Annotated in this window: 13 protein-coding genes; 10 read left to right on the top strand and 3 right to left on the bottom strand. The window is 33.0% G+C overall.

Annotated elements, in window-relative coordinates; genetic code table 11:
* Positions 1-43: 43 nt before the first annotated feature.
* From ilvC to ACFX5F_RS05940, 9 genes are all read left to right on the top strand, one after another.
* Positions 44-1513, top strand: coding sequence for a ketol-acid reductoisomerase (ilvC, locus tag ACFX5F_RS05980; protein WP_379850861.1), 1470 nt, complete (start codon positions 44-46; stop codon positions 1511-1513).
* A 532-nt stretch (positions 1514-2045) separates the two neighbouring features.
* Positions 2046-3953, top strand: a complete 1908-nt coding sequence (acs, locus tag ACFX5F_RS05975) for an acetate--CoA ligase (protein ID WP_379850859.1) — start codon at positions 2046-2048, stop codon at positions 3951-3953.
* A gap of 146 nt (positions 3954-4099) precedes the next feature.
* Positions 4100-5230, top strand: coding sequence for an NAD(P)/FAD-dependent oxidoreductase (locus ACFX5F_RS05970; RefSeq protein WP_379850857.1), 1131 nt, complete (start codon positions 4100-4102; stop codon positions 5228-5230).
* Positions 5231-5944 carry a methyltransferase domain-containing protein gene (locus tag ACFX5F_RS05965; RefSeq protein WP_379850855.1) on the top strand — a complete coding sequence of 238 codons (714 nt, stop codon included), beginning with the start codon at positions 5231-5233 and terminating at the stop codon, positions 5942-5944. It abuts the gene before it with no gap.
* Positions 5941-6993 carry a type III polyketide synthase gene (locus ACFX5F_RS05960; RefSeq protein WP_379850853.1) on the top strand — a complete coding sequence of 351 codons (1053 nt, stop codon included), beginning with the start codon at positions 5941-5943 and terminating at the stop codon, positions 6991-6993. The genes ACFX5F_RS05965 and ACFX5F_RS05960 overlap by 4 nt, the downstream gene beginning before the upstream one ends.
* Before the next feature lie 8 nt (positions 6994-7001).
* Entirely contained in the window at positions 7002-7436 is a 435-nt protein-coding gene (locus ACFX5F_RS05955) for a 3-hydroxyacyl-ACP dehydratase FabZ family protein (RefSeq protein ID WP_379850851.1), read from the top strand.
* Positions 7437-8711, top strand: a complete 1275-nt coding sequence (locus ACFX5F_RS05950) for a beta-ketoacyl-[acyl-carrier-protein] synthase family protein (protein ID WP_379850849.1) — start codon at positions 7437-7439, stop codon at positions 8709-8711.
* 103 nt (positions 8712-8814) lie between these two features.
* Positions 8815-9072, top strand: a complete 258-nt coding sequence (locus ACFX5F_RS05945; RefSeq protein ID WP_379850847.1) for an acyl carrier protein — start codon at positions 8815-8817, stop codon at positions 9070-9072.
* A gap of 26 nt (positions 9073-9098) precedes the next feature.
* On the top strand, positions 9099-9584 hold the full coding sequence (locus tag ACFX5F_RS05940) for a 4'-phosphopantetheinyl transferase family protein (protein ID WP_379850845.1): 486 nt from the start codon (positions 9099-9101) through the stop codon (positions 9582-9584).
* Between the two features lie 16 nt (positions 9585-9600).
* On the opposite strand, the gene ACFX5F_RS05935 is transcribed toward ACFX5F_RS05940, so the two are convergent.
* Together ACFX5F_RS05935 and ACFX5F_RS05930 are read right to left on the bottom strand one after the other, a co-directional pair.
* The gene (locus ACFX5F_RS05935) at positions 9601-10197 is read right to left on the bottom strand and encodes a 3'-5' exonuclease (RefSeq protein WP_379850843.1); all 597 of its coding nucleotides are present in this window, start codon (positions 10195-10197) and stop codon (positions 9601-9603) included.
* 3 nt (positions 10198-10200) lie between these two features.
* Positions 10201-12117 carry a DUF294 nucleotidyltransferase-like domain-containing protein gene (locus tag ACFX5F_RS05930; protein WP_379850841.1) on the bottom strand — a complete coding sequence of 639 codons (1917 nt, stop codon included), beginning with the start codon at positions 12115-12117 and terminating at the stop codon, positions 10201-10203.
* Positions 12118-12301: 184 nt separating this feature from the next.
* On the opposite strand from ACFX5F_RS05930, the gene ACFX5F_RS05925 reads away from it, so the two are divergent.
* Positions 12302-12805, top strand: coding sequence for a DUF2911 domain-containing protein (locus tag ACFX5F_RS05925; RefSeq protein WP_379850839.1), 504 nt, complete (start codon positions 12302-12304; stop codon positions 12803-12805).
* Between the two features lie 511 nt (positions 12806-13316).
* On the opposite strand, the gene ACFX5F_RS05920 is transcribed toward ACFX5F_RS05925, so the two are convergent.
* On the bottom strand, positions 13317-14819 hold the full coding sequence (locus tag ACFX5F_RS05920) for an aldehyde dehydrogenase family protein (protein ID WP_103999445.1): 1503 nt from the start codon (positions 14817-14819) through the stop codon (positions 13317-13319).
* Positions 14820-14926 lie beyond the last annotated feature (107 nt).

Here is a 14926-nt window from a genome sequence, read left to right as displayed (position 1 = left end):
TAATCAATTATTAAATTTTACATTCATTAAATATTAAAAAAAAATGGCAAATTATTTCAATTCATTACCACTTAGATTACAATTAGAACAATTAGGCGTTTGCGAATTCATGGATCAATCAGAATTCGTAAATGGTATAAAAGCATTAGCAGGAAAAAAAGTAGTTATCGTAGGTTGTGGAGCTCAAGGTTTGAATCAAGGTTTGAACATGAGAGATTCGGGTTTAGATATTTCTTACGCATTGCGTGCAGAAGCAATTGCTCAAAAAAGAGCTTCTTTTATGAATACTGCTGATAATGGTTTCAAAGTGGGAACTTATGAAGAATTAATTCCAACTGCTGATTTGGTTTGCAATCTAACACCAGATAAGCAACATACAGCTGTAGTTACAGCAATAATGCCTTTGATGAAAAAGGGTTCAACATTAGCCTATTCCCATGGATTTAATATAGTTGAAGAGGGAATGCAAATTCGTAAAGACATCACCGTAATTATGTGTGCTCCAAAATGTCCTGGATCTGAGGTTCGTGAAGAATATAAAAGAGGTTTTGGTGTACCAACACTAATAGCGGTTCACCCTGAGAATGATCCAAACAGTGAAGGTTTTGAGCAAGCAAAAGCGTATGCAGTTGCTACGGGTGGTCACAAAGCGGGAGTTTTGAACTCTTCATTTGTAGCGGAAGTAAAATCAGATTTAATGGGAGAGCAAACCATTCTTTGTGGAATGTTACAAACAGGTTCTATTTTATGTTTCGATAAAATGGTTGAAAAAGGAATCGAGCCTGCTTATGCTTCAAAATTAATTCAATACGGTTGGGAAACTGTAACTGAAGCTTTAAAGCATGGTGGAATTACAAACATGATGGATCGTCTTTCTAATCCAGCAAAAATTGAAGCTTACGAAATTTCGGAAGAATTGAAAGATATCATGCGTCCATTGTTCCAAAAACACCAAGACGATATCATTTCTGGAGAATTTTCAAAAAACATGATGATTGACTGGGACAATAATGATGTTAATTTGTTGACTTGGAGAGCTGCTACGGCAGAAACAAATTTTGAAAAAACAGCACCAACAGCAGCACATATTTCAGAACAAGAATATTTTGATAATGGTGTTTTGATGATTGCCATGGTCAAAGCCGGTGTAGAATTAGCTTTTGAAACCATGACACAATCAGGTATCATTGAAGAATCTGCTTACTATGAATCTTTGCATGAGCTGCCTTTGATTGCTAATACTGTGGCAAGAAAAAAATTATATGAAATGAACAGAATCATTTCTGATACAGCGGAATACGGTTGTTATCTTTTTGATCATGCTTGCAAGCCTCTATTGGTTGATTTTATGAAAACGGTAGACACAAATGTTATTGGAAAACCATTTTCAACTTCAAACGGAGTAGATAATGCGGTACTTATTGCAGTAAATAAAAGTATTCGTCAACATCCTATTGAAGAAGTAGGAGAGTGGTTGAGAGAATCTATGACTGCGATGAAAAAAATAGGATAATAAAAATTAGGAATTACCACGCATGAGGGTGTGTTGGGATCTGCATTATATCATTTGAATCCATAGTATTTTGAATTAGTAGCACTTATTAAGAGAAAAAAGATATCGATGCACATTACATTCACTTAACTCCAAACGAGCTGAGAGTTAAGTGAAGTAATTCCTTTATTTAAAATAGAATTGTAAAAACTATTTTCATTTTAAAAAAAGTTAATGGTTTTATTATTGAAGATTTTGGTAGTACCTATATTGTTGTAAAATCTAAATTATTTTGGTTAGTATATTTAGAAATTAGGGTTAATTATTACTAAATTATTTTGTTGTTAAATTTTGTTGAGACTAAGGGCGGGGTAGAGAAAATCTATCTCGCTTTTTTTTGTGTCAAACATTTTTATCTAAAACAATAAAAAACAAACAAATCTTCAGTAAATAGCTATTTTTTTTACGTGATAATGATTTTTTTATAGAAATTAATATTTTAAATAATTTTAGGAATAGCGAGAGATTTGATACTTTTATAAAAAATTAAAACATGAGCTATTATAAAATTGAAAATTTAGAACAATATTTTAAACATTATAACAAATCAGTTCGTGAACCAAGAAAATTTTGGGGAAAAATAGCAGAAGAAAACTTTACCTGGTACCAACAATGGGATAAAGTGGTTGACTTTAATATGGCTGAAGCGGAAGTAAAATGGTTTACGGAAGCTAAAGTAAATATTACAAAAAATTGTATTGACAGACATCTAAATAAAAGAGGAGATAAAACGGCGATAATTTTTGAACCCAATGATCCCAGTGAAAAAGCATTACACATTACTTATAATGAATTGCATCAGCAAGTTTGTAAAATGGCAAATGTATTGCGTGAACAAGGAATAAAAAAAGGAGATCGCGTTTGTATCTACTTACCAATGATTCCTGAATTAGCCATTACTACTTTGGCATGTGCCAGAATTGGTGCGATACATTCGGTAATTTTTGCAGGATTCTCATCCTCTGCAGTAGCAACAAGAATAAATGATAGTGATTGCAAGCTCGTTATCACTTCAGATGGTGGATATAGAGGGAATAAAACTATTGATTTAAAGGGAATAATTGACGAGGCATTGACAAACTGTCCTGGAGTAGAAAAAGTACTTGTTATTAAGAGAACAAATACAACAGTTAATATGAAAGCGGAACGTGACCAATGGTTGCAACCTCTTTTAGACCAAGCCTCAGACAACAATGTAGCTGAAATAATGGACGCCGAAGATCCATTATTTATTCTTTACACTTCCGGTTCTACTGGAAAACCAAAAGGGATGGTGCATACAACTGCGGGATACATGGTTTATACAGCCTATACCTTTAAAAATGTTTTTAATCATGAAGAAAATGACATATTTTGGTGCACCGCTGATATCGGTTGGATTACTGGGCATTCTTATACTTTATATGGTCCATTATTGAACGGCGGTACAACTGTTATTTTTGAAGGAGTTCCTTCTTATCCTGATTTTAGCCGTTTTTGGGAAATTATCGAAAAACACAAAGTCACTCAATTTTATACTGCCCCAACAGCTATCCGTGCTTTGGCAAAAGAAAGTTTAGAATATGTGCAAAAATATCCTTTGAAATCTTTAAAAGTGATTGGATCTGTAGGAGAACCTATAAATGAAGAAGCATGGCACTGGTACAATGACCACGTCGGAGATAAAAGATGTCCCGTGGTAGATACTTGGTGGCAAACTGAAACTGGTGGAATTATGATTTCGCCAATTGCATTTGTTACTCCAACTAAACCAACTTACGCTACTTTGCCATTACCGGGAATTCAACCCGTTTTAATGGATGAAAAACGAAATGAAATAGAAGGTAATCAAGTGGTAGGAAGTTTATGTATCAAGTTTCCTTGGCCTGGAATTGCCCGAACTATTTGGGGTGATCATCAAAGGTATAAAGACACCTATTTCTCTACCTTTCCTGGGAAATATTTCACAGGTGATGGAGCTTTGCGCGATGAAGTGGGTTATTATAGAATTACTGGTAGAGTAGATGATGTAGTTATTGTTTCAGGACATAATCTAGGAACTGCTCCTATTGAGGATGCTATTAATGAGCATCCGGCCGTTGCTGAATCAGCTATTGTCGGTTTTGCACATGATATTAAAGGAAATGCGTTATACGGTTTTGTAACGCTAAAAGAAACCGGTGAAACTAGAAATAAAGAAAATCTGATCAAAGAAATTAATCAACACATAGCGGATCATATTGGGCCAATTGCTAAGTTAGATAAAATTCAATTTGTTTCAGGTTTACCAAAAACGAGATCCGGAAAAATCATGCGTCGAATTCTGCGAAAAATCGCGGAGGGTGACTATTCAAACTTTGGAGATACATCGACCTTATTAAATCCAGAAGTTATCGATGAAATAAAGGAAGGAAAATTGTAAATAAAATTAAAAGCTGTTTGTAAATCAAGCGGCTTTTTTTAGACTTAATTACTTTTCAGATGTTAAAAATAATTAAGTTAATTATTTAGGTTTTATATTCAATTACATAGCGACATTCGCTTACAAATCCATAAATTTACTTCTGTATGAAAAACAAGGAAGTTTTAATTATTGGTGGTGGTTTAGCAGGTTTGACTGCAGCTATTCATTTATCCAAAATTGGATTTCAAGTTACCGTTGTTGAAAAAAATGAATTTCCAAAACACAAAGTTTGTGGAGAATACATATCGAATGAAGTTTTGCCATATCTCAATTGGCTTAATTTAGATATTGAAGATTTGCATCCAACACATATTACCCATATTGAATTTTCAACAGTTTCCGGAAAAACAATTAAGAACAGTTTACCGCTAGGAGGATTCGGAATTAGTCGCTATGTGCTTGACGAATATTTATATAAAAAAGCAATTGCGAATGGCTGTGAAATAATTAAAGATACGGTAGAATCGATTATTTTTGATAATGATGAATTTACAGTAACCACTTCAGATAAGACCATTTTAAAATCGGAGATTGTAATTGGTGCTTTTGGAAAACGGTCCAATATTGATCAGAAATTAAATCGTAATTTTATTCAGAAAAAATCTCCTTGGTTGGCTGTAAAGGCGCATTATTCTGGAGATTTTCTCAATCATTTAGTGGGTTTGCATAACTTTAAAGGAGGATATTGTGGTGTTTCGAAAGTAGAAAGTGACATTGTTAATATTTGTTATTTAGCAGATTACGAAACCTTTAAAAAATTTAAAAATACGGACGACTACCAAGAAAAAGTAGTTTCTCAGAATCCACATTTGAAGACAATTTTCGAAAAAAGTAACTTGCTTTTTGAAAAACCTTTAACGATTAGCCAAATTTGTTTTGAGGAAAAGCTAGCTGTTGAAAACCATATTTTAATGATTGGCGATACTGCTGGTTTGATTCATCCGCTATGCGGAAACGGAATGGCAATGGCTATTCATAGTGCTAAAATTGTTGCAGAACTAATTGATAGATATAACAGTGACAAAATAAAATCCAGGGCTGAATTAGAAGAAAAATACATTCAGGAATGGAATTTTAATTTTAGCCAACGATTGAAAATGGGAAGATTTTTATCGAATCTTTTGCAAAAGCAAAAACTATCTGTTGTATTGATGCGTATATTAATTATATTTCCGTTTTTATTGGCAATAATTATAAAAAAGACACACGGGAAACCGATAATTTTAAACTTATAAATGCTTATAAACACCAAATATAGGACGGATGAACCTGAAACGATGGACGATTTTGCCATGGAAGGAGAAATCTTACGGGACGCATTAGATAAAATAGCCAAAATCAACCAGCTTTTAGGAGGAAACCAACTAACTTTACTAGGGGTTCAGGAATTGATAAAAAACATTCCAAAAACAACAGCAATTACAATAGTGGATGTAGGCTGTGGTAATGGTGATATGTTGCGAACCTTGTCAGACTATGGGTTAAAAAATAATTTAAACCTTCAACTGATAGGAATTGATGCAAATAACTTCACGGTTAATCACGCGCAACAATTATCTCAAAATTATCCTAATATAAGGTACCAATGTGAGGACATATTTGATAAATCTTTTAACGAATTAAAATACGATATTGTTTTGTGTACTTTGACATTGCATCATTTTAAAGACAATGAAATAATTCATTTATTAAATGTGTTTAATGCCAATTCGAATATTGGAATTGTTATTAATGACCTGCAGAGGAGTGCAATATCCTATCGTCTATTTCAAGCACTGTGTTTTGTCTTTAGATTGAATGATATGTCACGAGAAGACGGATTAATTTCAATTTTAAGAGGGTTTAAAAAAGTAGAATTGATAAATTTTTCAGAAAAATTAAAGTTCAGCAACTATAAAATCCAATGGAAATGGGCTTTTCGCTACCAATGGATAATTTCAAAAATATGAGTGTAAAAATAAAAACGATAAGCAAACAATTACCAAAATATTCAAGAAATACGGACGAAATTATTCCTTTTTTGGATGCTTGGCTAGAGGGTCAGGAGGAACGTTTTATTAGAAAGGTAAAAAAAATTTTTGAAGGTGCTGCAGTCGATAAGCGCTATTCTATTATGGATCCCATTGAAGTTTTTACGAAAACATCCTTTGAAGAAAGAAATGATATTTATGTACGTGAAGTAATTGAATTAGGTGAAAAAGTACTCGAAAAAGCATTGAAAAAAGCCAATTGGAATCCTAAAGATTTGGACTATATCATTACCGTAAGTTGCACTGGAATTATGATTCCTTCTTTAGATGCCTATTTAATTAATAAATTAAAATTGCGTCAGGATATTGTTCGGCTTCCCGTTACTGAAATGGGCTGTGCAGCGGGAATTTCTGGAATCATTTATGCTAAAAATTTCTTGCAGGCCAATCCTGGAAAACGAGCTGCCGTAATTGCTGTCGAAAGTCCTACAGCAACGTTTCAATTAGATGATTTTTCGATGGCAAACATTGTAAGCGCGGCAATTTTTGGTGATGGAGCCGCTTGTGTTTTGCTTTCTTCCCATGAAGATGATGAAGGACCAGAAATTCTAGCTGAAGAAATGTATCATTTTTATGATAACATTCATATGATGGGCTTTAAGCTCACCAATTCCGGTTTACAAATGGTTTTGGATATTGAAGTTCCGGAAACGATAGCTTCTCATTTTCCGGATATCATCCATCCATTTTTAGAAAGAAATACTCTAAAAATGAAAGATATCGACCATTTAATTTTTCATCCAGGAGGAAAGAAAATTGTACAAACGGTTGAAGCTTTATTTTCTGATTTAGGAAAAAATATAAACGATACCAAAGAAGTATTACGCTTGTATGGGAATATGTCGAGCGCTACCGTTTTATATGTTCTGGAAAGAATTATGGATGGTAATCCGGAAAAAGGGTCAAAAGGATTGATGCTGAGTTTTGGACCAGGATTTTCAGCACAACGAGTATTACTGCAGTTTTAAACAATAAAATGAATAGCCAAGATATCATAGCACAATTGCCCTATTCAAAGCCTTTTCTATTTGTGGACGAAATAACCCATATTGATGAGAACGGAGTGGAGGGCAGTTACACTTTTGATGAAAATCTAGATTTTTACAAAGGCCATTTTAAGGATTTTCCAGTTACTCCAGGTGTTATTTTAATAGAAGTTATGGCTCAAATTGGGTTGGTTTGTCTGGGTATGTTTTTACTAAATAATACATTTAGTAAAAGCACTTCAATTGCTTTAACATCAACGGATATTGAATTTTTAAAACCAATTTTTCCTACTGAAAAAGTAATTGTGATTTCTGAAAAAATATATTTTAGATTTGGAAAATTAAAATGTAAAGTAATCATGAAAAATGAAAATGAAGAAGTTGTTTGTACGGGAATAATTGCAGGAATGGTAATCCGTAAATAAATGAAAAAAAGAGTTGTAATAACGGGACTAGGTGTAGTTGCTCCAAATGGAGTAGGGCTTGATGCGTTTACTCATGCAATCAAAAAGGGTGTTTCAGGAATTAAAAAAGACCCGGAATTAGAACGATTACAATTTTCCTGTCAGATTTCCGGAAAGCCTGAAATTTCTACTGAATTGTCATTGCAATATTTTTCTGAACTAGAATTGCGAAATTTTAACTCAACGGGTATTTTATATGGCGTAATTGCAGGAATAGATGCTTGGAAAGACGCGGGATTAGCAATAGAAATCATTGAGGATCCGGATTGGGATAGCGGGACCATTTTTGGCACTGGAACTTCTGGAATAGATAAATTTCGGGAAAGTATTTATAAAATTGATGATTTTCAAACTAGAAGGTTAGGAAGTACAGCCGTGGCGCAAACCATGAATAGTGGTGTTAGTGCTTATTTAGGAGGAAAATTAGGTTTAGGAAATCAGGTTACTACAAATTCTTCTGCTTGTACTACTGGAACCGAAAGTATTCTCATGGCTTACGAACGTATACAATCAGGTCAGGCAAAACGTATTTTGGCAGGAAGTACCAGCGATTCTGGGCCGTATATTTGGGGGGGATTCGATGCTATGCGCGTTTGTACTTTTAAACATAATGATTCCCCAGAGCAAGGTTCAAGGCCAATGAGTGTCACTGCTTCGGGGTTTGTGCCTGGAAGCGGAGCAGGAGCTTTGGTTTTGGAAGATTTAGAAACTGCGTTAGCTCGCGGGGCAAAAATTTACGCCGAAGTTTTAGGCGGAAATGTAAACTCTGGTGGGCAACGCGGATTAGGAACTATGACTGCGCCAAATCCTGTCGCCGTTCAGAAATGTATTAAAAATGCTATTGAAAATGCAGGAATTCATGCAAATGAGATCGATGCTATTAATGGACACTTGACAGCAACATCAAAAGATAGTTTAGAAATCCAGAATTGGAGTGAAGCTTTAGGAAGAAAGGGAATTGATTTTCCGTATATAAACTCTTTAAAATCAATGGTGGGTCATTGTTTATCTGGCGCAGGTAGCATTGAAAGTGTAGCTTCGATATTGCAATTGCATCAGGGATTTGTTTTTCCGAATATAAATTGTGAAGATATAAATCCTGAGATTACAGCTCTTATTGATGAGTCTAGAATCCCAATAAAATTAATTGAAAAAGAATTAAATATTGTTGCAAAAGCCAGTTTTGGTTTTGGTGATGTCAATGGTTGCGTGATTTTTAAGAAATATAAATCCTAGCCTAATTCAGTGTTAACTGGTAAAAAGCAGAATCAAAAATAAACATCTAATTAGAATAAATAAACGTATCAACTTATTGCCTTTGTTGGCTAAAAAATTAAATATGAATAAAGAACAAACAATTGAAGAATTAAAAAGTATTGTTAAACCGTACATTGCAAATCAGGAAGCATTTGACACATTGACGGAAGAAACTGATTTCATCAATGACTTGAAAATTAACTCTGCTAATTTAGTTGATGTTATTTTAGATATAGAAGAAAAATACAACATCGTGATTGATAATGAATCTATGGAACGAATGATCAACGTAAAATCAGCAATGGAAATTATAGACGCTAAATTATCAGAAAAAGAGTAAGAGATATTCAAAATAGATAAATAAAGGTGATTGGAAACGATATAGTAGATTTGGCTTTGGCTAAAAAAGAAAGCAACTGGCAGCGGAAAGGTTTTTTGGATAAAATTTTTACGCAACAGGAACAGCTGCTTATTACTCGTGCGAACAGTTCGGAAGTAATGGTTTGGAACTTATGGACCAGAAAAGAAGCTGCTTATAAAATCTACAATAGGGAAACCGGTATTCGGGGCTATTTTCCATTGCAATTCGAATGTCATTTTGAGAATGAAGTTTTAGGTACGGTTATTTGTAATGGAAATATGTATTTTACACAAACAGATATTTCAGATGAATTTATGCACACTATTGCAGTTGCAGAAAAAAAATATTTTATGCGAATAAAGAATTTAGATTCTGATGCTAATATCTGTAAAATGAATGGAATTCCCTTTATAATGGACCAATTGACTGAAATCACAAAACCAGTTTCAATTTCTCATCACGGGCGTTTTTGGAGAGGTATTACCCTTTGATTTATAAGGAAAAGTGTTATTTAATCCCCAATCTGGACTTTAATTTTAAGAAAAGTAAAGCAATTCTATAAGCGTCTTCGGAGGAAGAATTACGATCACTTTTGGGTAAGTTGTATATGGTACTTAATTCGTCTAATGAAAATTGCCTGTTGTTGATATCTTGAAGTTTACGATACATTACATCAATATCTAAAGCTTCATTTTTTAGGCGCCCGCAATCTAGTCTTTCTAGTGCGGCATTAATCATTTCTACATCAAAATCAATATGATGTCCTACCAATACAGCATTTCCAAGGAATTCAATCAGTGATTTAATAGCCTCAAGTTCACCTAATTTTTTCATTTTACTCTCTACGATAAATTCGTTTGAAAGTCCATTATCGTGAAGAAATTTATATTGTAACAAAACGGCTTCAAAACTATCCCCAATAACAACACTGTTATCGATTACCGCAAATGAGCCAATAGATAGAATAACGTCTTTTACCGGATTTAAACCAGAAGTTTCAGTCGATAAAATTACGAATCGTTTTGATTTTTTATCAAATTTAGTAAGATACTCCTTCCAAAATTCGGGATGCTCTTTATTTATATTTTTCAGCCAATCGATCATACTTTATGAAAATTGCGTAAGTTGAAATTTACTTTTTATTAATTCCTCTAATTCTTTCATTGGAGTCAATGCATTTTTTAATTTTTCTTTATCAATTTTTGATAATTCATTCAAATTTATAAATTGACCGGAATCATCATTTTTCAAACCTTCTATTGTTCTAAATTTTGACAAGATCAAAAAAGCTTCGGCACAATTAAGATAAATTTCTGAATTTTTGACATCGGTAATTGCTAATTGTTTGAATCTTTGGTAAGTATTGTTGATTCCTCTGATGTTGTAATTTAAAGCAAACAAACGGGCGCCATCTATTAATGGCATTAAAGCACGTGTTTTTATATCAAATTTATTTTTGTTTGGTCCTTCTTCTTCCACATTGAAATTTTTGAAAAAAGTCAAAGGAGCATTTTTTCTTAGGGCATCATTTCCTAAAAAGTCAAAGAACAAAGTATTGTTTTTAGCATTTTTGAAAACGGTATTAGTTATGGCTTCTTCAATTTTTTGTTCTCCAAACGCAATTTCATAATCAAAGAAAATACTACTCAAATCATTACTATTCTCACCGGGAGTATTCATCCAGCTGTTGTACTGTTTTATCCAGTCTGTCAGTGATTTACACCAAAGCATATTGCTTCCCATATGCCCATTTGGACATAGTTCATAACCTATTTTCTCTAAGGTTGCAGTTGTTTTCTTTCCTAATTTTAGAAAATAGTCTTTTACGTCTCTATATTTATCAGGTGTTACATCTTCAAAAATTAAAATACTATCTTGATCCGTTGGTAGTAATTGTTCTTTTCGTCCTTGACTACCAATACTTAACCACGCAAAACGAGCAGGAGGGGAGCCTAATTCTAAAATTGATAATTCGACTGAACGTTTAATAAGTGCCATATTAATTTCACTGGCAATATTATTTATATGAGAAAGAGGAATATTTTTATGAATCGAATTTTGAATAAGATCAGCGAGTCGCTCTCGTATTTGTTTTAGATCTTTTGGAGTTTGGGAACGTTTAATTTCTTTTATTAAAACACCCGGATTACTGGCTTGAGCAATGATTAGATCTCTTTCTGAAATTATTCCTTTTACAGTAGATTTATTTGTACCATCTTGGGTCACACACAAATGAGTCATATTGTGTTTTATCATAAGCAATTGGGCTTCTGCCAAGGAAACATTCTCTTGCACGGTTATCACCGGAGATGACATTATTTTATCAACAGATGTAGTAAGAGGAAACCTACCGGTTGCAATTTTTGAACGCATATCGCTATCAGTAACTATTCCAATAGGCATATTATTATCACAAACAATGACATTATTCATTACTGTTTCGGTCATGAGTTGTGCAACTTCTATAACTGTGCTTGTGATTGTTGTTTTTAAAGGCGAATTATTATAATTTAGAGATTGAAAATACTGCATTTCAGACTGTTGAACTGAGTAATATACATTATCTGAAATCAATTTTCCTCTTAAATTTTCTTTATCTTTTGGATTTGGGGTATTTGTTGCAAAGCTCTCCAGTAAAAAATTTAAAACTTCTGAATTATTAGCCACAAAAGGACGAAAAGTGGCAATTGGAATGGCATAAACAATGCTTTCTTCTCTAGCCTTGGCCGTCATCATGTAATTGTTTTTAGCAAAAAACGGACGTAAACCAAAAATATCGCCATCATGACATTTGTTTAATAATGTCTCTTCAGCATCAGCTATAACTGATAAATTGATGACGCCAGAAGCCACAACATAAAAACTATCGTGCAAAGCATCATTAATTTGAAATAATATTTTGTGCTTTTCTAAATTTACAACGCGAATGCTAGTAGCAATTTCAGATAATTCTTGAAAAGTCAAATGATTAAACGGTGGGTATTCCTTTAAGAAATCAGCAATGTGTTCAGCAATTGAATTCATAGTTCGACAAATAAATAAAGTATTGATTGTAAAAATAACAAATTAAATAATTACTATAAGATCAATTTTATAGTAAAAATAATAATTTATATAATCCTTATTTTTTTCTTAAAATTAGTAAGAATTTTTTATTAATTTAATAAAGTTATTTAAGTTTGCATTTATAACTAAAACATTTTAAATCATGGGATTACTTAGAAAAATATCATTTTTAGCATTGGCTTTATTGTTTGTGAATTTCATAAATGCTCAAGAGAAAGCTAGTCCTGCAGCGGTTGCGACAGGAAAAATTAATGGAGCGATTATCAGTATACATTACAGTAGTCCATCTGTTAAGGGAAGACAAATCTGGGGTACTTTAGTCCCATACAATGAAGTTTGGCGTGCTGGGGCTAATGAAGCTACCACATTTGAAACAGATAAAGAGCTAATAATCGAAGGATCAAAATTACCTGCAGGAAAATATTCTTTTTTTGTTATTCCAAACGAAAAGGAATGTGTTATCATTTTTAATAAAGAACCTAAACAATGGGGCGCTTATAAATATAATCCTAAACAAGATCAGTTGAGAGTTACAGTAAAACAAAAAGGTACTGCTACTATGACTGAAAAATTAGTTTACATAATAAATAATGATAACATTGTTTTAAGTTGGGAAAAATGGAACATCCCATTTTCCGTTAAATAATTTATGGTAAAGTATTATAATTTTGAAAGCATTACTGGGAAGTAGTGCTTTTTTATTTTAGTTAGCTTTAATGATTTATATAATCTGTATTATTCTATTTTACATAATATAAATTATAGTTCAATAAACTACATTGAAATATAGGACTGTTTATCTTTATTCAAAGAAACAAACATTTTCATAACTCCAATTTTAAAAAAATTTGTTTTAATTATTGGTCTATTTGCTCTAATTGTAGTTTTAGGAAAAAATAATGATTTATAAAAAAGCCTTGTTTGTTATTTTGTTCGTTATAAATTATAAAACACAATCTACGTTATACCTTTTTTTACATAGTGCATTTATAATTAAATGCTGTTCTTTAAAAAATACTATGTTGGTCCGCTTTAAATATCTGCAATCATGTTATTACTAAATAAAATAGCAATTATGTAAAATTAGCATCTAGTTTTAAAGCAACAAACCCCGGACAAGTCCGGGGTCTATCTACAAATTATAATCTAAATATTGATTAAAAGAAACCAACTGGTTCTTTATCGTAAGAAATCAACATGTTTTTTACCTGACGGTAATGGTCTAATGCCAATTTGTGATTTTCACGACCAAAACCTGATTTTTTAACTCCACCAAACGGTGCGTGAGCAGGATAAGTATTGTATTGGTTTACCCAAACTCGACCCGCTTGAATTGCTTTTGGTACTTGAAATAATTCATGAGCATCTCTACTCCAAACTCCGGCACCTAAACCATAAATGGTATCATTTGCAATTTCAATCGCTTCTTCAGTAGAACTAAAAGTAGTCAAAGCTACCACTGGTCCGAAGATTTCTTCTTGAAAAACACGCATTTTGTTATTTCCCTTCAAGATCGTCGGTTGAATGTAATATCCATTAGCGATATCGCCTTCATGATTTCCGGCAGCACCACCTGATAACACTTCTGCTCCTTCTTCTTTCCCTATATTGATGTATCCAAGGATTTTATCCATTTGACCTTTCGAAACTTGAGAGCCAATCATCGTTTCAGGATCCAATGGATTTCCTACTTTGATTTTTTTGATTCGTTCCAACATTCTTTCGATAAATTTATCAGCAATACTTTCATGCACTAAAATTCGTGATGGAGTAGTACAAATTTCACCTTGATTCAAGGCAAACATAAGGGCACCTTCGATTGCTTTACTGAAGAAAGCATCATCATGATCCGCCACTGATGGGAAGAAAATATTTGGAGATTTACCACCTAATTCCATTGTTACGGGAATTATATTTTCGGCAGCATTGTGGTATACTTTACGTCCGGTTTCCGTAGATCCTGTAAAGGATAATTTAGCAATACGATCTGAAGTTGCTAATGCGGTTCCTGCTTCATTACCAAATCCGGTAACAATGTTTAATACACCTTTTGGCAAAATATCACCAATCAGTTCCATTAAACACATAACACTCGTTGGTGTTTGTTCTGCTGGTTTAACCACCACTGTATTTCCTGCTGCTAAAGCCGGAGCAATTTTCCATGCTAACATTAATAATGGAAAATTCCAAGGAATTATTTCACCTACAACGCCTACTGGTTCATGTAAAACAATACTTACTGTGTTTTTATCATGTTCAGAAATACTACCTTCATCAGCACGAATTACACCTGCAAAATAGCGGAAATGATCAACACAATAAGGAATATCAGCTGCGCGGGCTTCACGAATTGGTTTTCCATTATCAATGGTTTCCAATGTTGCCAAATATTCTAAATTGTCTTCCATTACTTGTGCAATTTTCAACAACATATTACTTCTTTGTGTTGCAGATGTTTTACTCCAAGAAGGAAAAGCTTCGTGTGCAGCATCTAACGCAAGATTAATATCTTCTTGAGTAGAACGTGCTGCTTGAGTAAATACTTTTCCATCAACTGGTGACACGTTATCAAAATATTGACCTTTAACAGGTGCTACAAATTTACCTCCAATAAAATTACCATATTTTTCTTTAAAAACTGGTTTTGTTACATTAGCCATAATTATTTTTTTAAATTAAACAATTGTAATTTAAGACCTAAAACAGGTATCAAACTACATTGCAAATTTAAGGAGAGAGTAGCTGCATAGAGTTACCGATACAGTTC

The sequence above is a fragment of the Flavobacterium zhoui genome (genome assembly GCF_042787235.1).
Taxonomy (GTDB): Bacteria; Bacteroidota; Bacteroidia; order Flavobacteriales; family Flavobacteriaceae; genus Flavobacterium; species Flavobacterium zhoui.
Note: the sequence above shows the minus strand (reverse complement) of the source record. Positions and strands in the feature narration are given on the sequence as shown.